This window comes from Fictibacillus sp. BK138, from assembly GCF_004216955.1.
Lineage (GTDB): Bacteria > Bacillota > Bacilli > Bacillales > Fictibacillaceae > Fictibacillus.
Map to the genome: position 1 here is coordinate 2939911 of NZ_SGXL01000001.1, position 19599 is coordinate 2959509.

The window sequence follows — 19599 nt, forward strand, 5'->3', positions numbered from 1 at the left end:
TTGGATTTTTCAGGCTGAATCCAAAAGTTTATGCAATGAATCCACAAGATTTAGCCTTGAATCCACGAAAAGTGGACCTCAATCCAAAAATTTTTAGGGTTTATCCACGAGTCGGCACTCGGCGACAATTTTCGCCACCTCGCCATCCCGTCCTACACCACCCACAAACATTAACATCAAAAAAGAACTGCATTCAAAAAATGCAGTCCTCTCTTAACTTGATACATTTATTTTAAACGGTTACTCTGCTTGCACGAACCTCATGCAATGCATTCCTTACTTTGCCAAATTCCGATGCGTGAGGCCGGTCGTCTCCATCTCCATATCCGTAATCAACCATTCGGTTCCGGTTCAAACATAGTTTTGTAAGCTCTGGCTTAAAGAAGTCAAACAGTTTGAAACGTTCTTCTAAGTGAGAGAATCGCTCTTGATACGCTTCAATACTGTCAATCAAATGTGACCAGAATGCTGTCTCTTCAATCAATTCATTGCGTACCAGCACGTTTGCCATATATCGCAGGTGACAGATAAAAAGACCGGTGAAAATAAACTGAGTCAAACCTTCTGGCGGCTCGCTGCGAAGAACCTTTCGCAGATCTTCTGTTACTCCTTCTAGTTCAGGAAAAGGCTGATCCGATATATTCACATCATCCACATAATCTTTTACAGCAAGTCTTTCAGGCTGATAATTCTTTAAAATCAAGATTGTATTCTGACCATGCGGCGAGAAAACCGTTCCGTATTGATACAAAAAGTGCAGAAGCGGCGGCATGACAACATGAAAGAACTTCTTCACCCATTCGTCAGCACTCAAACCAGACTTTTCAATCAAGCTTTGTACGTATGGCTTGCCGTTCACATCGACATGATGAAGAGCCGCGAGTGTAATCGGCTGTTCACCAGGCTTCAAGTATGTGTAGATGCTTTCACGCCAGATCGTTCCGAGCATTTCTAAATATTGATATGGAGCACCCTTCAACTCGCTGTAATGTGTATGATCCACATTGATGCTCGCTACTTCTCCGGGCAGCACAACTTCACATTCATCTCTTAAAAAGCTGTCGCGTTCAAAGATCCCTTTAATGTGCTCAGTCACTTGAGGCGCAATCACCGTACGCTCTGATGGCAGCCCGCGATATACGAGCGTATTTAATATGCTCATCGGAAGTTTAACGTGTGACTTCAGCTTATTGGTTGTATTCACAAACGTTCTGATCGACTGCTGCGGCAAATAGTGATCTGTTCCCTCTTCTAATGGCACAATCATGCCAGTCGCCAAGTCTTCAGGAAAATTTTGAATCAAAACATTCTTCCATTGCCATTCGTGTACGGGCATGAAGTAGTAATCGAGCGGCAGCTTGCCGTTCTCTCGTAAAATCTCATTGAAACGCTGGAAGAGAACTCCATCAAGTTCTTTCATGATCAGTTTTTCATAATGCAGTTCACTTACAGACTGGAACTGAGCACGATCACGATGTACCGCAATCCAAAACAACTTCGTTTCGTTCTGGTTTTCAGGGGCATATTTGCTGTAGTCATCAAAACCAAATCCGATGCGTCCTTTGTTATAGGTGATCCATGGGTGACCCGACATCTCACCCTCTAACTCCGCATAATCCAGATCAACCAGTTCATCTGACGTTTTCATATGGTTGTTTAATAGATTGGCATCCGCAATGAGCGTATGGTTCAATTCCTTAATGAGATGGCCGGCTGTTTCTGAAGACATACCGATCATCACCTGAATATCGGTTAAAAAACGGATCGCACTTACAGCAGGTTTCCATTCACCATTCTCTAAAATTTTTATCGAATCCGGATCCACATCATAGCTGTCAAAGAAACGCTTTTCTGCTGAAAAACGGTATTGTCGATCTTCATTAACCGAAAATACAAAGCCGTCTTCTTTTTGCTCTGGAAGAATCATGTCTTCATACATATACTCTGCCAGCATCTTAGCAAGCAAATTTTTATTTACTCTCTCCCACGTATCTTTTTTTAGAATAGATTCCGTTTCATTTATATAAAGCATGCTTTTCCTCCTTATGTAGGTGAAGTTTCCCTCTGTTTCTTTCACTTGTGAACGTTCTCCATAGGAAAACAATCAGGTGGAGAACGACGAACAAACTTGCGTAAAAAAATATTTCTGATATTGACTGGACGTTTACGATCGTTGATGCCGCAACCGGTGCGAGCAGGAGCCCCACATTTTGAACCGCAGAGACCTTACTGTAATCGCCATGTGTATTTCGGCTCCACTTGAAAAGGAATACATCCAATTTAGCAAGACACCAGGCCGCTCCTATTCCGAACATGCAGCGAAATACAATCAGTCCTGCTATTCCTGTTTCAACTCCTTGGAAAAACAAACCCGTAATAATCATGACAGTTGCTGCAATATAGCCTTTCACCCCAAGCTTCTCACTGTATTTCCGGATAAGCGGCAAAGACACAATCGCCATTAAGCTAGGCAGTAAATACAAAATACTGCTTGTCATCGTATCCGTGTGGTACATCTGTTCTGTGTACGTAGTAAAAAATGGCCGAACCATATTTACAGCTAGATAAAGAGTTAAAACAACAAATCCGAATAAAAATAATTGCGGCAGCATGGTTGTGGTACTTCGATGGGCGCTTTCTTGTAGCTGGCCATCCACCACATTGCGGCCCGCATCCTTCAGCATAAAATAACTGAAAAGACCCAACAAACATTCCATAATCCCGATCAACCAGAATACTTGCAGAGGATTTCCCATCTGTATAACCCAACCAGATAATAATGTCGCTGCGACAATTGCACCCTGCAGAACTGCATGATAGCTTGCTGCCGCCCTTGTCTCCGTTTTTCGGTTCTCCTGCATAAGAATCGTATACAGCAAAAAGTAGCTGCTTTTAAAGATCAGCAGAAGAATACTCGCTGCGACAAACATCTCAAAGCTCTGTGAAATCGCCATTAAAAAGCAGGAAAAACCTGTCCCCCATTGGCCGATGATCAGCAGAGTAGAACTGTTTTGCCTTTTGTTCGCGATCAGCCCCCAGATCGGTGTGCAGATAACGACTGTAAGCCTGCATGTCATAATGTAAAACCCGGTGAGATCAGGATCTGTTATGCCATACACTTTTTTAAAAAACTGCGGGTAGAAAGGTGATAATAATACTTCTGTGCATACGAACAGAAAGACACAGCTTAATAGAAAAAAGTTTAGCGAACGGCTGCGGGCTTCCATGATGGTTCCGTTCCAAAGTTTTGAAACACATTTTTTTCCTTCACGGGATAGATTTCCTCACCAAAAAGTTTATTGATAATGACTGCGTTCCTGTGCGCACCAAGGCCAAGATCAGGAGCACCAACACCATGCGTGTGAAGTTCACCATTCTGAATGAAGATATGGTTGTTCTCCATGTCTTTCGTCTGCAAGCGATAATCTTGAGTGATCTGATAACGATTTTTAGAATCCCACTGTATTCTTTCTTGCATCTTCATCAAGAAGTGCGGAAATGCAGGGGCATACCCCGTTCCTAATATAACGACGTCAGATTCTAACTCAAAAACTTCTCCTGTAACGTTTTGACGGAGTGAGAGCAGATGCGTGTCTCCTTCATCGTCTAAAGAAACGAGTTCAGTCATCGCTTGCAAATGAATTTCTGGCTTATTCTGACCTACCGATTTTTCATAAAGAAGATCATAAATGTCGGCGATCGTATCCATGCTTATACCTTTATACAAAAGCGCTTGTTTCTTGAGCAGCTCGTCCTTCTTGGAGGAGGACAGCTGATAAAAGAAATTTGTATAATCCGGCGAAAAATATTCTAGCCCAAGCTTTGAGTATTCCATCGGGAAAAATCCTTTTGAACGCGTGAACCAGTTCAATGAATAAGCGTCATTATCCTGATGCTGAGCTAAATCATAAAAAACTTCTGCAGCACTCTGTCCTGATCCGATGATTGTAATGGAATTTGCCTTCAGCAGCTCTTCTTTTCGATCTAAGTATTGCGAAGAGTGGATGACTTTTGCACCCAATTTCTTCTCGAGATGTGAAGGTACAGCAGGACTCGTTCCGATACCTACTGATAGATGTCTTGTGTAATACGTGATTGTCTCACCTGATTCTTCAGATCTCACTATTACCTCGTACAAAGACTCATCACCAATTTCAACCTGCATAATCTGTTCCACTGCCATCCCAAAACAACACGTATCAAGCTGACTCGCTGCCCACTGGCAATAATGGTTATACTCTGTGCGGGGGATGTGGAAGTTTTCCAGAAAATAAAAATGATATAGTCTGTTATGCTCCTGCAAATAATTCAAAAACGTATACCTGCTCTTCACATTCGCCATGCTCACCAAGTCAGCAAAGAATGGCACCTGAAGTGTTGTACCGTCGATCAGCATCCCTTTATGCCAGTTGAATTCCGTTTTCTTTTCAAAAAACAGCGCGTCTTTTCCCTCTGTTTCATCCAGCATAGCCGCGAGCCCAAGGTTGAATGGACCGATGCCAACACCGATGATGTCATACACTTTATTTTGCTGCGGCTCTTTTAAAGACATCTTCCCATCTCCTCTCAAACGTTTCTCTATGGCAGTACATGAGCATCCCTGTCTTATCTGGCAGCTCAATCGGCTTTACTTTTTCAAAACCGCACTTTTCAAATACATGAATCATTTTTTCATTCGTAATATCAGGTTCAGCGATCACTTTCTCTGTGCCTTTTGATTGGAACTGAAAACGGACGATCCCACGCAATAGAGGCAGCGCGTACCCTTTCCCAAGGTAGTCTTCCTCTCCGATCAAAAGGTGGATTCCTTGATCCTCGGGGTGCGGATCGTAGGATGTCTCAACCACATCCCCTTTCACCCAATATGCTTCCCAGTAGCTCATCGGAACGCCGTCGATCAAACCTAAATACAGAGTCTGATGTTTGTCTGCCAAAAATTTTTCTAAGTGCTTTTCATAGTTTTCAAAGGAAATATTCAGCTTCCAAAACGGAACGACATAGGGCTGCTGCTGCCACTTATGAAGAAGTGCCACATCTCTCTTTAAATCTACTTTTACAAAAGATAGTGTTTTCTCAATGGTTGAATCAAAGAAACTAAACGCTGGAAGCATTTGAAGTCAACACCTTCTGCAATGGGTTTGGAATGTTCGTATAAACGGACTGCGTTTCTAAAGAACCGACAAGCTCGTCCATATCATAAAAACGTGTAAGTAAGTTCGCTTTACAAGGCAGCTGCTCCGAATCTAGCAAACTTCTTAATAATGCTGATTTTCCGCCCGTCAGTTTATCATGATGCATCAGCCTGTTTCGCAGCATTTTCATGAGTTCTGATTCTTCTATTAGACCTGCTGAACCGAATCCATTGATCAGTCCGAACAGGTGGTTCATGAAGAAGTAGTAACGGAAGCGTTCGACCGCGACCTCATCACTGCAGATCGTTACACTCTTCCGGTTAAGTCCTGGCAGTTGTTCCACCAACATGTCTGCTTTCGATTCGCTGTAATAGTATCCTTGATTATCACGATAATAGAAATGCTTCGGGTAGCCATTCTCCATCTGAACGATTGAGTTCTGCTGATGTGCCTCCAGTGCTACACCATATGTTTCATACAGCCACAGCATCGGATCTAGAGTGATTGATAAGTATTCGCCAAACCAGTCTTTGCTCACTTCTTCTGTAGATCGGTTCTCTTTTTGCGCGAGATTCTGAATAATTGCTTCGATTCGTGATTTCCCTTCAAAACCGTGATCCTGACAAAGCCCTGCTAGCAAACTAGCATTTTTGTCATTTTCATAAAACGGGTTTTCTCTGATTACTACTTCAAACCCTGACGTTTCTTTTTCTGTTGGAATGTTTAAGAATGCTGGATCCTGAATGATTTGAAACGATGGGTAAAACTCCTTCAGCTCTTGTCCCATCCTCGCTTGCATCAGCCTGGAAACCTCCACTCCCCTATGAAGTTCTTTTTCCAAATTGACACGAAGAGAGTTTGTAATCTTCACGGGTACAGAAAACTTAAACATATATTTAAAATCATGGCTGTACACTGATCGCATAGAAGAAGTAGCTGTAAATAGCTCTCCATACGGACCTATGTAGCTTAAACTTCCTTCTGTGATCAACGCTTGAACAGACGAATCTTGTAAAAGTACAGGAACCTGCAGCGGATGCACAGGGATGAAGATGGATTGTTCCTCACACTCTATCTTTTGAACAAAGTTTTTATCTTTGTGAAGCAGCTGCATCGTTATCTCTTCAGCAGTGATGTTGTCTGCTGAATCCTGATCGACTATCGACCTGTCTGCTTTAAAGAAATGCAGCTGGAACGTCCCCTTAAGTTCTGGGGAATACTGAGATTCCTGCTCATCGCTCATTCCTTGTTTACTTTTCGGTGTTGGATGGAGAAGGTGGCCAAAAAGAAGAGACTGCTCTGCTTCAATAAACGTAAATTCACTGTTCTCTAGGTCAGCTGCGTCATTTTCCCGCTCTTCTAAATACCGCTGTACATTCTTTTTGCTAAGAATCGTGCGCAGCATCAATTCGTCTTCCGTGTCTTCACGATCTTGGTCCAATAGCAGTTCCTTCGAAAGAACAGATACGAGCGAAACATAATCAAGCGGCATCACTTTCTCACCTGTTTGATAAAGGATAGGAAAGTGAAACAGATGTCTGCCTGTTAAAGACCAATGCTTCACCGCTGCAAAAACCGCTGAATCTTGGTTCGCAAGAGAAACCTTCACCCATCTATTTGGTGTCTCACCGCTCCATCCTAAGTGTTTCATCTCACCTTCAACTTCTATAAAATTTTGCGTCTCTCTAAGATAACAGTTTAAAAAACTCTGCATGGTCGCATTTTCTGCTCGTTGTTTATGGTTTGTCATTGGGTGATCCCCCTGTTTTCGTACTCTGAAGCAAATTGAGAAATGCTATAAAGAATATCTTCAATGTCCACGATGGTCGTTCGCGGATTCAACAATGTAAATTTCAAAAATACTTGGCCGTTCACTTTTGTTTTGGCCACTAACGCTGTTCCTGTATGAAGGATTCTTTTATAGATATACATGTTCAGTTCATCCAGATTTTCAGCACAACCATCTGCATATCGGAAAACGACGGCATTTATTTCTGGGATTCTGTTACAGACTTCAAATTGCTTTTTTTGATTCAGAACACCTACAGTCTGATTTGCAAGATAAATCGTGTAATCGATCATGTTTGCAAAATTCTTTTCACCTACGATTCGAAGTGACATAAAAAGTTTTAACGCGTCAAACCGTCTTGTTGTTTGAACCGATTTACTTACGAGATGAACGATACCGCCGTCTTCATCATTTTCAGGGTTCAAGTAGTCTGCATGGTGTGCCAAGTAACGGAATCTCTCCTTGTTTTTCACAAAGAAAGCACCACAGCTGATCGGCTGATAAAATTGCTTATGAAAATCGATGGTGATCGAGTCAGCTTGTTTGATACCTGCGAGTTTGTTTGAATGCTTTTCACTGAGCATTAATGCCCCGCCATACGCAGCATCAACATGCAGCCATAGGCCGTTCTTCTCAGTGATCAACGCTATATCCTGAATTGGATCGATGCTCCCAAAATCAGTAGTTCCTGCTGTTGCAACGACACACACCGGATATAAGCCTTCTGATTTTAACCGTTGAATTTCTGCCTCTAAAACATGAACGTTTATTTTTTTATTGTGATCTGTTTCGATAGTAATTACAGCCTTCTCACCTAGCCCTAACTGAAAAGCTGACTTTTTCACCGTGAAATGAGCATCTTCAGAACAAAGAATTCGCATCTTATACGCTTCTGGTGGCAGACCATTCACCTTTACGTTCCAGTTCCACTTTTTAGCACAGAAATGGTCACGTGCTAACAGCAATCCCATATAGTTGGATTGCGTGCCGCCGCTCGTAAACGTGCCATCTGCATTTTTCGGAAGATCTAACTTTCCCCTTACCCAGTGAATCAGCTTTTCTTCCAGATAAGTAGCTGCTGAACTTTGATCCCATGAATCCATTGATTGATTAAGCGCACCGATAATCAGTTCCGCCACAATGGCTGGGACAAGCGGAGGACAATGAAGATGTCCTATGCTTGTCGGGTGTGAAACGTGAATGCTGTTCTTAACGATTCTTTCTTTTACGTCTTCAAGAACGTTAAAGGGATCGTCTCCGTCTTTTGAAGTGAGAGACAGAGCATTCAACTCTTTTTCAATGTCATACGGCTGTTTACCGTTATATGCATCTGTATTGTTTTTATAAAAATGACTTAAAAGGTGCTGTGCTTCAAACACGATGTCCTGAAAACTTTGCAATCCTGCTTCACTGTTATTTAGAAAAAAACGGTCAAAATCAGTTGTGTTCATTCTGCACCCCTATTTGAGCGCGGCTCTTACCGCATCTTTAAATATTGCGATCACATCATCAAGCTGTTCTTCCGTAATGATAAGAGGCGGCAGGAATCTAATGACACTTCCATGTCTGCCTCCGACTTCCAAAATCAAGCCTCTATTAAAACATTCTCGTTGTATGCGGCTCGCCAGTTCAGGGTTCGCTGCAAATGTTCCTTTTTGACCGGACGGGATTTTCGGATTCACGATTTCCGCTCCAACCATTAAGCCTCGTCCGCGAACGTCACCGATCTCCGGAACCTCATTTTGAAGAATTGAGAGTTCTAGCATTAGCTTTTCTCCGAGTTCTTTTGCATGTTTTGACAAGTTATTTTCTTTGATGTACTTAAGTGTGGCCGTTCCTGCTGCCATCGCCATCTGGTTGCCTCGGAACGTTCCGATATGTGCACCAGGTCCCCATTTATCAAGCTCGCGGTCATAGATCACAACAGATAACGGCAAGCTTCCTCCGATAGCTTTTGATAAAACAACAACATCGGGAACGATATCTGCATGCTGGAATGCAAACAATTCGCCTGTTCGGCCGATTCCGGTTTGAACCTCGTCAATGATCAACGGAATGTTGCGTTCTTTTGTGATTCTGCGAATTTCACGCAGCCACTCAACTGGTGCAGGAATAGATCCGCCTTCTCCTTGAACAACTTCCAAGATCATAGCTGCTGGAGGAAGGATTCCGCTTTCCGGATCATACAAAAGGTTTTCAATATAAGTAGCGCTGATCTTCCCTGTATCTTCCCCACCCATTCCAAACGGGCAGCGATACTCATACGGATATGGCATAAAGTGAACATCTGGCATTAAACCTTGCACGTTCTGTTTGGGTCCTAAGTTACCGGAAAGAGCCATCGTTCCATGTGTTGCTCCGTGATAGCCACCTTGGAAAGATAGGATGCTTCTTCTTCCTGTCGCTGTTTTTACAAGTTTGATAGCTGCTTCTATAGCATCTCCGCCAGTCGGTCCGCAGAATTGAATCTTCGCACGTTTCGCAAACTCTTCTGGTAAACTATCAAACACTTCACTTACGAACTCTTCTTTTACTGGCGTCGTTAAATCCAGTGTATGTAATGGGCGCTTGTCATGAAGCACTTTTTCAATCGCATCGATCACGACCGGATGATTATGGCCAAGTGCCAACGTACCTGCCCCTGCCAGACAATCTATGAATTTTCTTCCGTCCGCATCTTTCACATAGATTCCTTCCGCTTCTTCTATTGCGATGGGGATGCGTCTTGGATAGGACCTCGCGTTCGACTCCCGTTTTTCCTGCTGTTTAAGGTAAAGTTCGTTCATGTCTATTTGTAAGGTGCTCATGTTTGCTCCTCCTTAAGATTTAATTAAATTCAGGTCAATGAAAATGATTCTCATTATTAATTACATGTATCACTTTAAATGATAATGATTATCATCGTCAATGATAAATTTTCCCCAAGTTCTTTCCATATATTTTTAAGACCAATAGCGATGAATGGGTCTAAAGACCTTGTGTTTTGGCTTGATTTCGTGAGAATGTACAAGATGCATCCCTTAAGCTTTTCTTTTATCAGTTTAAGCAGACACGTTCTCAACAAATGTGTTGATTACACGGTCGTCCACCCTCTTCCAATACTCTTTAAAAGCAAAAAAGCAACCCTAACTACATTTACCTCCAATAAAAAAAGCCGCCAAAAATGGCGACCTTTTCACATGTTTTTCACTTAAAAGAAAATTAAACAAGCACTCCCTCTTCTTTCAATCGAGCTTCTTTTTCTTTCACAAGCGGTATCACTTTCTCTCCAAAGTCTTTCAAATCATTTTCATAATGTAAAAAGGCTGTCAGAATAAGGTCAACGCCAAGCTGCTTCAACTCGATTATGCGGTCTGCCACTTGTTCAGCAGTTCCGATCAGACCTGTTTTGAATCCATCATTATACTGGACGAGATCCTCGAATGTAGAATTTGCCCACATTCCCTCTTTCTCCTTAGACGATTGTCCCGCTTCTTTTACGGCTTCACCAAATCCTTCAACCGCTTCAACGTCAGCTTTTGAGACAATATCACGCAGAACTTGAACTGCCTCTTCTTCCGTATCTCTTACAATCACAAATCCGTTTGCCGCATATTTCAAAGTACGGCCTTCTTTCTCTGCCAAAGCCTTCACTTCTTCAATCTGATTCTTGAATCCTTCTGTCGTGTTTCCGTTCATGAAATACCAATCCGAAACTCTTGCTGCCATCTCTTTTGCAGCCTTTGAGTTACCGCCTTGGAAAATTGGCGGTGACGGCTTTTGAACAGGCTTTGGTTTCAGCGGCGCTCCATTAATTCTGTAAAAATCACCTTTGAACGTTGTCTCTTCTTCTGTCCAAAGACTTCTTATAACACTAATAAATTCTTCAGAACGGCGATATCTCTCGTCATGCTCCAGCCAAGGTTCTCCATATCCGGTAAACTCCCCTTTAAACCATCCACTTACGACGTTGATCGCCACTCGGCCGCCAGAGATATTATCGAGTGTTGCCATCATCTTCGCATATACACCAGGATGCCAAAGCCCTGGATGAACAGCTGAGATAAGATTTATCTTTTTAGTAACACTCGCCAAAGCTGCAGCAAGCGTGGCCGCCTCCAGCTGATATTCAGCACCATAGCTTGCAAAGAAACGCGTCTGAAGAAGTGCAAAATCAAATCCGGAATCCTCTGCGATTTGGGCATAGCGTTTGTTCGCTTCAAACGTCCAATCTGTTTCCTGCGGCAGCTTAGATACAACCAACCCTCCGCTAACGTTCGGTACCCAATACGCAAATTTTAATTCATTCATTCTCTTTTCCTCCTCAAGGTTTATAATCCCTGAATTGGACGACATTTCGCTTCACATGGTAAAATGTTTAAGCGATTCTGAAGCCCTCCTCAAGGGGTGAATATCGCAGCCGGGGTGAAAGTACTGCCATACTTTCACTCCTTTTTTAATGCCTAACACCTCCTTAAAATAATAAAACCCCCTCACTCAAAGAAAAGAGCGAAGGGGTTGGATTAACGAAAATAATACCCGCTTGCTTCTCATCTTCGGAGCTTAAAATCATAAGCTTCCTCTAAAATTGGCACCGTGCACAATTTTGTGCTGGTTGCCGAGGCTTCACAGGGTCAGTCCCTCCACCTCTCTGGATAAGAAAAAATTCGATTAAGTTTTAATTTAAAATTGATTGTAGCATACCGGTGTGAATAGTCAAATTATTTTTATAATTGTTTTCTGGTTAAAAAGTCATTTTTTACGACCATACTAAGTGCATCAGAAATGGACGGGGTGCTAGTATGCTGGATTTTTATCAAGCGCAAGAGAATTTATTGGCGATCGAATGGATCCTAAGGGCAATCGTTGCCTTCTTCTTTATGCTGTTTGCTGTCAAATTGATGGGACAGCGTTCTTTTTCACAGCTACGCTTATTAGATTTCATAATGGCTCTTATCTTTGGAAACATCATTGCCCATCCCCTATCTGACCAGCATCTTGGTCTTAAAGGTTCCCTTATCACAATGACGGTTCTGGTTGTTCTTTATGTGGGTACAACCATGACCGGTCTGCATTGGCACCCACTGAGAAAATTAATAGACCCTGCGCCAATTCCGTTAGTAAAGAATGGCCAAATTCTATATAAAAACCTCAAAAAAGCCCGAATTTCAATAGACGTTTTATTTTCTGAGCTGCGAAAACATAGGGTAATAGACATTAAAGAAGTCGCACTCGCTTTGTTTGAATCTAACGGGACCATTACTTCATTTTTACAGCCGCAATACCAAACTGTTATTCAAAAAGATTTAAACTTGCCTCCAAAGCCTTTCGATTATCCTCAAGTTGTTATTAAAGAAGGAAAAATCAATCAGCAAGAGCTTTCGGAAACAGGAAAAAATGAGGCCTGGCTATTGGAACAACTTCAAAAACAGAATACGAAATTGCCTGATATTCTGCTCGCTACACTCGATCACCATGAACATCTTCATGTGATGTATTACAAATGATAAAGTTTTTAACCTATGAACTGTGAAAGTTCTTTGTTTACTTTCTCCCATTCTTCCCAAAAAAGTCCGTGCCCGCTGTTATTTAACGGAACAAGTTTCGAATTTCGTATTCCTTTATTCATCGCTAGTGCTAAAGGATAAGGACAGACCTGATCATGAACACCATGCAAAATAAGAGTTGGTACTTGGATTTTACCTAGATCGTTAAATAGGCTCTCATCACGCAGCGATCCTAACACAGCTGCAGTAGAATATCCTGCAGCTTCTAAACCTAACTGAAAGAACCAATCCGAAAATGGAGCCGTTGCATATCTATAGAAAAAAATATCTCCGAATCCCTGAAGCATTTTAGGCCGGTCTATATACGTATCAGAGATAAAAGTGTTCACCTCTTCAACAGTCTGACCGAACGGGAATTCTGGGCGCTTTGTAAAACTTGGTGCAGCTGCTCCAAGCAAAGCAAGCTTTGAAACACCATAGCCGCTATGTTTAGCCATATACCTAATGGAGATCGCGCCTCCGACTGAGTGCCCGACAAGCGTGAAATCCATGATTTTTAATGTCTGTACAACTGCAAAGATATCATCTGCTAATCGATCATATGAATAACCCGAATAAGGTTTATCAGATCTGCCGAATCCTCTAAGATCAATTCCGATGCACCTAAAACCCATCGATGGCAGCTGATTAAACTGATACTCAAACAGCTTGTGATTTGCTGGCCATCCATGAATAAAAAGAATCGTTTTTTCACCGCCAGGATTAACATCTTCCACATAAATCCTTACGTTTTCCTCCACACGAATATAATAGCCCACACATATTCCCCCACACTTCCAATTTCTTTAATAAAATACTCAACTTTACCAGATAGGTGAATTACACGAATCATCATTACAGGGTAATAGCTGATTTATCCAGGGTAATGAGGAATTATTCTGTGGTAATCTCTACTAATTCCACACTTACAGAGATTTATCCAATTTTTTACAAACTACAGATAAAAAATGCTGTCCCTTTTTTATATTAAAAAAACGGCCAGCAATTGCTGGCCGTTTCAATCGTTTATATGTTACTTTTTATCAAGCACTTCCATCATGCGAAGTGCTACACTTCGGCTGGACTGCGGGTTCTGCCCTGTAACAAGATTTCCGTCAGTCACGGCAAAATCTTCCCATTTACCCGCACGCTGGAATTCTGCACCAAGTTCACGAAGTCTTGTTTCGAGCAAGAATGGTACTTCTTTCGTCAGCTGCATTTCTTCTTCTTCTTCATCGGTAAAGGCTGTGACGGTTTTTCCTTTTACAATTGGCGTTCCATCTTTTAATGTGGCTGTCGTCAGTCCTGCAGGTCCGTGACAAACACTTCCGATCACTTTATTTGTCTGCGCCATCTGGCTTACCACTTCTTTTAAAGCTTCACTTTTTGGAAAGTCAAAGACTGTTCCATGACCGCCTGGCAAGAAGATTGCATCATAGCTTACTGCATCATCCGGACTTAGTTCAGCGGTATCCTCTAGGAGTGATAGTGCCTCACTATATTGATCTTTCTCGACACCTTCTAAACTGTTCGGATCTAAAGGAATGCTTCCGCCATCAATACTTTTTACCGTAATGTCGTATCCTTTATCACGAAATTCGTTATAAGGTACGGCAAACTCCTCAAGCCACAGGCCAGTTTTATTATTTCCAATATTTTGGTGGTTCGTTACGACAATCAACATACGCTTCGTCATATTAGCACTTCCTTTCTGTCATCTACGTATATCATTTTTCCCGTATTTCTTTTTTTAAAACTAAGGGCATCGTCTGATCTGATTTTTTCTCTTCCAACTAGTTCTCTGGCATTTAGAGTTTTGGCTATCAACCTTTCTTGGCCGTAAAAAAAGCAGCCCCTCCTTAACGGAAAGACTGCATTTATATTTATTCAAACTGCTTATAAAATTCAGGATCGTCGGGGTCTGCACCGTTTCGTTTATCTTGATTAAGTGCAGAAATCCGGGTCATATCTTCATTCGTCAGCTCAAAATCATAGATATCAATGTTTTCTTCAATACGGTGCTGCGTTACCGATTTCGGAATCGTTACAACTCCATTTTGAAGATCCCATCTTAGTATAATCTGTGCAACGGTTTTATTGTGCTTTTCGGCAAGCTCCACCAAGGTTGGTTCTTCAAAAATTTCACCTTTTAATAAAGGACGCCATGCCTCAAGCTGTATTCCTTGCTGTTTGCAGTAGGTTAAAAGATCTTCTTGTGTGAGACGCGGATGATACTCCACTTGGTTCACCATCGGTTTGATCTCTGCATCAGCGATCAGATCCTCGAGATGATGCTGCTTAAAGTTACTGACACCAATAGCCTTTGCGCGGCCCTCATCATAAATCTTCTCAAGAGCTTTCCATGTTTCTTTATACTTGCCTGGAACCGGCCAGTGTATGAGATAAAGGTCAACATAGTCCAGCCCAAGCCTCTCTAAGCTCGCATCAAAAGCCGCCAGTGTTTCGTCATAGCCTTGGTCTGTGTTCCAGACCTTTGTGGTGATAAAAAGATCTTCTCTCGGAATATCTGACTCAGCGATAGCTTGACCGACGCCTGCTTCATTGTTATATAGACTGGCTGTGTCGATACTTCGATAACCCGCATCAAGAGCCCATTTAATGGACTGGATGACTTCATCACCATCTTCTGCTTTATAAACTCCTAGACCTAACCAAGGCATCTGAACCCCGTTATGTAATACTGCACGATCATGAACACTCGTAACCATAAACGAATCCCTCCTTAGTCATCATTGTGGCACACTTCATCTCACAGATAAAAAGATTAGACTCTTAAAAGCTTTTCCGCTGTTTCAGCTAATCTCTTGTGAGCACTATCTTGAATCGTCGACTCACTCCACGTAAACCCGTCGTTTTCATACCTTGGAATGACATGCATGTGCAAATGAGTCAGATCACTAAATTTTCCCCCATTTTGATTGATTGTAATCCCATCAGGTTTTAAACAAGTGTTTAACTTTTCAGAGATCATTTTTGCAGCATCCATAACAGCAAGTGTTTCTTCATGAGTTAATTCAGTCAGTTCCTTCACGTGTCTTTTCGGCAATATTAATGTATGTCCTTCATTAAAAGGATCGATGTCCAGAAAACAACTTACAAGTTCATCTTCATATACAGTATGTACTGGCAGTTTCGCATTCGCTAAATCGCATCCTAAACAGCTCATTTAGATCAATCCCTTCAATCGTGCAAGCAGCAATCCATGAGCCATCTCGCTGTCTTTCCAGATTCCTTGTTCAATATTACGGAATGCCCGCTCTACCGGAATATGAAAAGCCTGAATTGATGCTTCCTTCTTCTCAAGCTTCTGAGATCTGTATTCCAGAATGTCCTTCGTAAAAAAGACGTGTGTAATAACATTGCTGTAGCATGCACTCGGCTGAATGCTGCCTAGATACGCAACGTCCCCGCACACAATGCCTGTTTCCTCAAGAAATTCACGTTTAGCTGCTTCTTCAGGTTTTTCATCAAGGTTCATTCCACCACCAGGAAGCTGGATAATGATTTCATCCACAGCTGGCCGAAATTGACTGATCAATATTAGACTATTATTTTCAAGGGCAACCATTACAGCTGCTTCGTGTGGTATCTCTTTTAAAGTAATCTTGCCAAACTCATCTTCAAAAACTTCAATTTCTTTATCTCTGCTCTGATATACAAGCTCTTTCTTCAATCGGTCCCCCACCTTTTTAAACCAGTGTCCTCTTAACATTATCCAAACTTGGAAACTTTTACAACTTTGAACACATTGGAAATTTAGACCATTTAACTATTTTCCTCCTTGTCGGAAAAAATAGGTGGTCGTATACTGAAATTGGATATGTGGGAACTTTTATGAAAACATTTTCGTATGACCAACTAGACATATATAAAGGAGTTTTCCACAATGAAAAAGAAAACAGGAATTATACTTATCGTTCTCTCATTTGTCCTTTGGATTTGTATCCCCATTATTCCCTTTCTATCATTAAGTGCTGCCGCGAAGACAGGCATCGTGAGTGCACTGTTTATTGGAGGAGAAGTTTTTTTCTGGCTCGGTGCACTGTTAGCTGGGAAAGATATCGTTAAAAAGTTCATTCAAAAGTATTGGCGTAAGAAAGCAAAAGAGGATGATCCCTCTTAACACCACTTAGGAGGCAATTCTATGAAACGGTTTGCTGGAATCGTTACTCTGCTGTTGTTGTTCGGTTGCTCATCACCTTCACCAGAACTTGAAAACTTGATGAAGGAACACCCTGACATTCAGAAAGAATTAAACACTCTTCCAGACGAAGAATTATCCCAAGTGAAAATTCCAAGCCATTTGCCTTTCATACCTGATATCATCTCCTCCACAGTTGAAAAGAATGCCGGATTTCAGCCAAGGTTTGCAGAAGTCGTATATCATAAAAACAGCAATGCGCGTTTATCTGTTGCTACCTATTTTAATAGAGTTGAAAATATCGATCCTGACTTACCGCTGTCATACAAACTAAAAGATGGTTCTATTGCTGATATGAGAATGAATCATGTGGATACCCGGGAATTAGTCTGGTCGGATAAAAATAAGAAGTTGACCTATAAGATTACATTGGATGTGGTTCCACAGACGAACAATCCATGGACAACCGAAGATATGTTAAACATTGCAGATTCCATGAAATAAGGAGCTAAAGATGGAGGAAATCCTTTTAGGTTTTATTTATACTTTCTTGATCGTGCTTACGTTTGAAACCATTTTTAGCAGAATACTCAATCCCGGAACTCAGCCCTCAGGGAAAAAGATTATTGTGCTTGCTATGCAAAGCATAGTCATTAGCTGGTTTTTCTTATCTGCTTTCTGATAGATTTGCTATTAGATGTTTTGTTTTTTACATCGCTGAATAGTTGATTGGAGCGCAAGGTGCGAGACTCCTCGAAAATGAAAATCACATTTTCTTCGTGCGATGTAACGCTGTCAAAGCCTTCCTTGTCCTGCGGGACTAGCGGGACAGGTGAGACCCTGCAGACTTGAAAAGCCTAGGGGGCTCACCGCACGCCCCGCGGAAAGCGAGCATCCTGGGGAGGAGATCAACCCCTTCAAATTTCTTTATACTAAAGCCCGTCAGCTTATGGCTGCACGGGTTTTTCTTTCATTTGGTCTTTCAAAATGAAATTAGATCTCATTAAGATCACAGCAGATACCATATATAAGAAGGAAGCGATATAGAACAGGCTTCCAATCGTCAGGAAATCTATTAGATATCCAGTTGCCATCACGGCAACAGCTCCCCATACACTCGTCCATAAATGGTAGTTTCCTATTTTCTGTCCGGTATGTTGTCCTGCCGGTTGTCTCGCAAGTGCTGTCTTTTCAGTGGTTTTCTGTACCGCTCCTAAAATACCCATTGTGATCTGTAAAAAATATAGCGCTGATATCGTATCAATGATCGGAACTATAATCATTACTCCCGCCATTCCCCACGTATATAACAGCATTAATAAACGATCACCTATCCGATCTGATAGTCTTCCGATCAAAGGATGGGTCAGTGCTGCTGTAAGCGCAAAGAGTCCATAAGCCAATCCGAACTGTGAATAACTGTCACCTATATTTCTAATGAGGAGCAAGTAAAAGGGGAACACCATTGAGCTAGCCGTCATTAAAATACTCTGAGATGCTACGAATGTTCGATAGTTCATTTTCCATACCTCTCGTAAAAAAGATTTTTAAAGCGTTCTTCAGGATCGAACTCTCTTTTCTTATCAAAAAATTCCTCAATGCGAGGATATGCTCTTTTTAACTGTTTATCTGAAGGATACGAATAATACGGTAAATAATAGCTTCCATCGTGATCTAACGTCACATCAATCAATTTTTGCAAAACTCTTTCTGTCTGTTCGATATCCTGCTTTGCCCTTCCTTGATTTATTAATAAAACGAGAGCAAACATATCATCTGTGGCATAAGATAGAACGGCATCCTCGTCATGGCCTACATATCTTATGGTTATGTTTAATAAGTTCAGGTCTTCTCTTTCTAAAATCGCTCTTATGTCAGTGATATACTCAGCAAATTGATCAACAGGTACGAAGTATTCTTGCAGCACTTCTGTCCGATTCGGATTCTCATACTCCATAAATCCACTGTCTGAACGCATCACGTTGTTGCGCGTCTCATATTTACCGTTATTTTTAAGAAAGTACTCCTTTTGTGTCTCCCATAAAAGGTCTTTTCCCCAGTCACTGTATCGAGATACACCTAGCATAAATTTAGGCAGCGCAATAATTTGTTCCTCTTTTAATTCTGAATGCTTTTCTTTCTTATCTTGCTGATCAGCCAGGACATAATCCGTTACATACATCTCTCTAAGAAAAGTTTCAGGTGCTACAGATATCCTTGCAAGGTGCATCTTCACTGAATCATCTTGTTTCACTTTTTCTTTAAAATAGTTTTCATAATCGCTGTAATCCATTTCTCCTGATCGATGCTGATAAAGCTCATCTTCTGCAAGTTCAAGAGTTACATCCAGTATGACTCCAAACAATCCATATCCGCCTATTACGTAGGGAAACAAATCGCTGTTCTCTTTATGGCTGACATTTATTATAGTTCCATCTGGTGTTAATAGTCTAAAAGAATCTACCGAATCAATTAAGGAACCATATCGAATATCACGCCCGTGTACGTTAACACTTAACGATCCGCCAACCGTAAAAATATTTTGTGATTGCATCACTTTAACTGATAGGCCATACGGATTTATCTTTTCTTGTATGTCAGCCCATGTCACACCTGATTGCACCGTAATCTTCTTATCTAGAGGATTAAATTTTAAAATTTTGCTGTAGCCAGTCATGTTCAGCAGAGTGCCATTTGGATACAATGTATGACCTCCCTGGCTGTGCTGCATTCCAGCAATCGAGATTGTTTCACCGTTTTCGCGCGCTTCTTTTATCCATCCTTGAATGTCTTTCGTTGTATGAACATCTCGAACATATTTTATTTTAACCGGCAGTAATTTTCCTGCATCTTCTGCAGACTCTGTCACACTTTGACGAGAATAGACATGCAAACTAGAGTAAAAGGCAGTTCCATAGATAAGCAAGCAAAGTATTATCCATTTTACTTTCATCCCTTGCACCGCCTTTTCAAAATTAGTGTAAATTTACA

The 19599-nt window shown here is 41.5% G+C and carries 18 protein-coding genes and 1 riboswitch; of the genes, 3 read left to right on the forward strand and 15 right to left on the reverse strand.

All coding sequences use genetic code 11. The features are described 5' to 3' along the window. Positions 1–232: 232 nt before the first annotated feature. The 8 genes from EV282_RS14850 to sfnG form a co-directional block, all read right to left on the reverse strand. A complete protein-coding gene (locus tag EV282_RS14850) occupies positions 233–2032 on the reverse strand; it encodes an IucA/IucC family protein (RefSeq protein WP_130296541.1) in 1800 nt (599 codons plus the stop codon). Beyond that, on the reverse strand, positions 2016–3227 hold the full coding sequence (locus EV282_RS14855; protein WP_130296542.1) for an MFS transporter: 1212 nt from the start codon (positions 3225–3227) through the stop codon (positions 2016–2018). The genes EV282_RS14850 and EV282_RS14855 overlap by 17 nt, the downstream gene beginning before the upstream one ends. Beyond that, the gene (locus EV282_RS14860; protein WP_130296543.1) at positions 3203–4552 is read right to left on the reverse strand and encodes a lysine N(6)-hydroxylase/L-ornithine N(5)-oxygenase family protein; all 1350 of its coding nucleotides are present in this window, start codon (positions 4550–4552) and stop codon (positions 3203–3205) included. Before EV282_RS14860 ends, EV282_RS14855 begins: the two co-directional genes overlap by 25 nt. Further along, the gene (locus EV282_RS14865) at positions 4524–5111 is read right to left on the reverse strand and encodes a GNAT family N-acetyltransferase (RefSeq protein ID WP_425590197.1); all 588 of its coding nucleotides are present in this window, start codon (positions 5109–5111) and stop codon (positions 4524–4526) included. Before EV282_RS14865 ends, EV282_RS14860 begins: the two co-directional genes overlap by 29 nt. Then, a complete protein-coding gene (locus tag EV282_RS14870; protein ID WP_130296544.1) occupies positions 5095–6882 on the reverse strand; it encodes an IucA/IucC family protein in 1788 nt (595 codons plus the stop codon). Before EV282_RS14870 ends, EV282_RS14865 begins: the two co-directional genes overlap by 17 nt. Further along, the gene (locus EV282_RS14875) at positions 6879–8372 is read right to left on the reverse strand and encodes a pyridoxal phosphate-dependent decarboxylase family protein (RefSeq protein WP_130296545.1); all 1494 of its coding nucleotides are present in this window, start codon (positions 8370–8372) and stop codon (positions 6879–6881) included. Before EV282_RS14875 ends, EV282_RS14870 begins: the two co-directional genes overlap by 4 nt. 9 nt (positions 8373–8381) lie before the next feature. Next, the gene (locus tag EV282_RS14880) at positions 8382–9728 is read right to left on the reverse strand and encodes an aspartate aminotransferase family protein (RefSeq protein ID WP_130296546.1); all 1347 of its coding nucleotides are present in this window, start codon (positions 9726–9728) and stop codon (positions 8382–8384) included. A gap of 394 nt (positions 9729–10122) precedes the next feature. Then, complete coding sequence (sfnG, locus tag EV282_RS14885; RefSeq protein WP_130296547.1) at positions 10123–11211, reverse strand: dimethylsulfone monooxygenase SfnG; 1089 nt, start codon at positions 11209–11211, stop codon at positions 10123–10125. 236 nt (positions 11212–11447) lie between these two features. Beyond that, positions 11448–11562, reverse strand: a riboswitch (SAM riboswitch). Between the two features lie 143 nt (positions 11563–11705). Here sfnG and EV282_RS14890 point away from each other — a divergent pair. Continuing rightward, on the forward strand, positions 11706–12407 hold the full coding sequence (locus EV282_RS14890) for a DUF421 domain-containing protein (RefSeq protein ID WP_130297017.1): 702 nt from the start codon (positions 11706–11708) through the stop codon (positions 12405–12407). A gap of 8 nt (positions 12408–12415) precedes the next feature. On the opposite strand, the gene EV282_RS14895 is transcribed toward EV282_RS14890, so the two are convergent. The 5 genes from EV282_RS14895 to EV282_RS14915 all read right to left on the reverse strand — a co-directional run bounded on the left by EV282_RS14895 (position 12416) and on the right by EV282_RS14915 (position 16140). Further along, the gene (locus tag EV282_RS14895; RefSeq protein WP_130296548.1) at positions 12416–13225 is read right to left on the reverse strand and encodes an alpha/beta fold hydrolase; all 810 of its coding nucleotides are present in this window, start codon (positions 13223–13225) and stop codon (positions 12416–12418) included. 254 nt (positions 13226–13479) lie between these two features. Continuing rightward, a complete protein-coding gene (locus tag EV282_RS14900) occupies positions 13480–14142 on the reverse strand; it encodes a type 1 glutamine amidotransferase domain-containing protein (protein WP_130296549.1) in 663 nt (220 codons plus the stop codon). Between the two features lie 187 nt (positions 14143–14329). Next, the gene (locus tag EV282_RS14905) at positions 14330–15175 is read right to left on the reverse strand and encodes an aldo/keto reductase (RefSeq protein WP_130296550.1); all 846 of its coding nucleotides are present in this window, start codon (positions 15173–15175) and stop codon (positions 14330–14332) included. Positions 15176–15231: 56 nt separating this feature from the next. After that, positions 15232–15633, reverse strand: a complete 402-nt coding sequence (locus EV282_RS14910; RefSeq protein WP_130296551.1) for an HIT family protein — start codon at positions 15631–15633, stop codon at positions 15232–15234. After that, positions 15634–16140 (reverse strand): NUDIX hydrolase, encoded by a 507-nt coding sequence (locus tag EV282_RS14915; protein WP_165389482.1) that lies wholly within the window; start codon positions 16138–16140, stop codon positions 15634–15636. It abuts the gene before it with no gap. Positions 16141–16353: 213 nt separating this feature from the next. Here EV282_RS14915 and EV282_RS14920 point away from each other — a divergent pair, with 213 nt between their 5' ends. Beyond that, positions 16354–16590, forward strand: coding sequence for a transporter suffix domain-containing protein (locus EV282_RS14920; protein ID WP_130296553.1), 237 nt, complete (start codon positions 16354–16356; stop codon positions 16588–16590). Between the two features lie 21 nt (positions 16591–16611). Beyond that, complete coding sequence (locus EV282_RS14925; protein WP_130296554.1) at positions 16612–17112, forward strand: hypothetical protein; 501 nt, start codon at positions 16612–16614, stop codon at positions 17110–17112. Between the two features lie 443 nt (positions 17113–17555). Here the strand turns inward: EV282_RS14925 and EV282_RS14930 are convergent, their stop codons facing one another. Then, positions 17556–18128 (reverse strand): MFS transporter, encoded by a 573-nt coding sequence (locus EV282_RS14930; RefSeq protein ID WP_130296555.1) that lies wholly within the window; start codon positions 18126–18128, stop codon positions 17556–17558. Further along, on the reverse strand, positions 18125–19561 hold the full coding sequence (locus tag EV282_RS14935; protein ID WP_130296556.1) for an FAD-binding oxidoreductase: 1437 nt from the start codon (positions 19559–19561) through the stop codon (positions 18125–18127). Before EV282_RS14935 ends, EV282_RS14930 begins: the two co-directional genes overlap by 4 nt. Between the last annotated feature and the right edge of the window lie 38 nt (positions 19562–19599).

Bases quoted from the DNA above. Each gene is read 5' to 3' on its own strand.
- EV282_RS14850 (WP_130296541.1), bottom strand. From the start codon at position 2,032: ATGCTTTATATAAATGAAACGGAATCTATTCTAAAAAAAGATACGTGG.
- EV282_RS14855 (WP_130296542.1), bottom strand. From the start codon at position 3,227: ATGGAAGCCCGCAGCCGTTCGCTAAACTTTTTTCTATTAAGCTGTGTC.
- EV282_RS14860 (WP_130296543.1), bottom strand. From the start codon at position 4,552: ATGTCTTTAAAAGAGCCGCAGCAAAATAAAGTGTATGACATCATCGGT.
- EV282_RS14865 (WP_425590197.1), bottom strand. From the start codon at position 5,111: ATGCTTCCAGCGTTTAGTTTCTTTGATTCAACCATTGAGAAAACACTA.
- EV282_RS14870 (WP_130296544.1), bottom strand. From the start codon at position 6,882: ATGACAAACCATAAACAACGAGCAGAAAATGCGACCATGCAGAGTTTT.
- EV282_RS14875 (WP_130296545.1), bottom strand. From the start codon at position 8,372: ATGAACACAACTGATTTTGACCGTTTTTTTCTAAATAACAGTGAAGCA.
- EV282_RS14880 (WP_130296546.1), bottom strand. From the start codon at position 9,728: ATGAGCACCTTACAAATAGACATGAACGAACTTTACCTTAAACAGCAG.
- sfnG (WP_130296547.1), bottom strand. From the start codon at position 11,211: ATGAATGAATTAAAATTTGCGTATTGGGTACCGAACGTTAGCGGAGGG.
- EV282_RS14900 (WP_130296549.1), bottom strand. From the start codon at position 14,142: ATGACGAAGCGTATGTTGATTGTCGTAACGAACCACCAAAATATTGGA.
- EV282_RS14905 (WP_130296550.1), bottom strand. From the start codon at position 15,175: ATGGTTACGAGTGTTCATGATCGTGCAGTATTACATAACGGGGTTCAG.
- EV282_RS14910 (WP_130296551.1), bottom strand. From the start codon at position 15,633: ATGAGCTGTTTAGGATGCGATTTAGCGAATGCGAAACTGCCAGTACAT.
- EV282_RS14920 (WP_130296553.1), top strand. From the start codon at position 16,354: ATGAAAAAGAAAACAGGAATTATACTTATCGTTCTCTCATTTGTCCTT.
- EV282_RS14925 (WP_130296554.1), top strand. From the start codon at position 16,612: ATGAAACGGTTTGCTGGAATCGTTACTCTGCTGTTGTTGTTCGGTTGC.
- EV282_RS14930 (WP_130296555.1), bottom strand. From the start codon at position 18,128: ATGAACTATCGAACATTCGTAGCATCTCAGAGTATTTTAATGACGGCT.
- EV282_RS14935 (WP_130296556.1), bottom strand. From the start codon at position 19,561: ATGAAAGTAAAATGGATAATACTTTGCTTGCTTATCTATGGAACTGCC.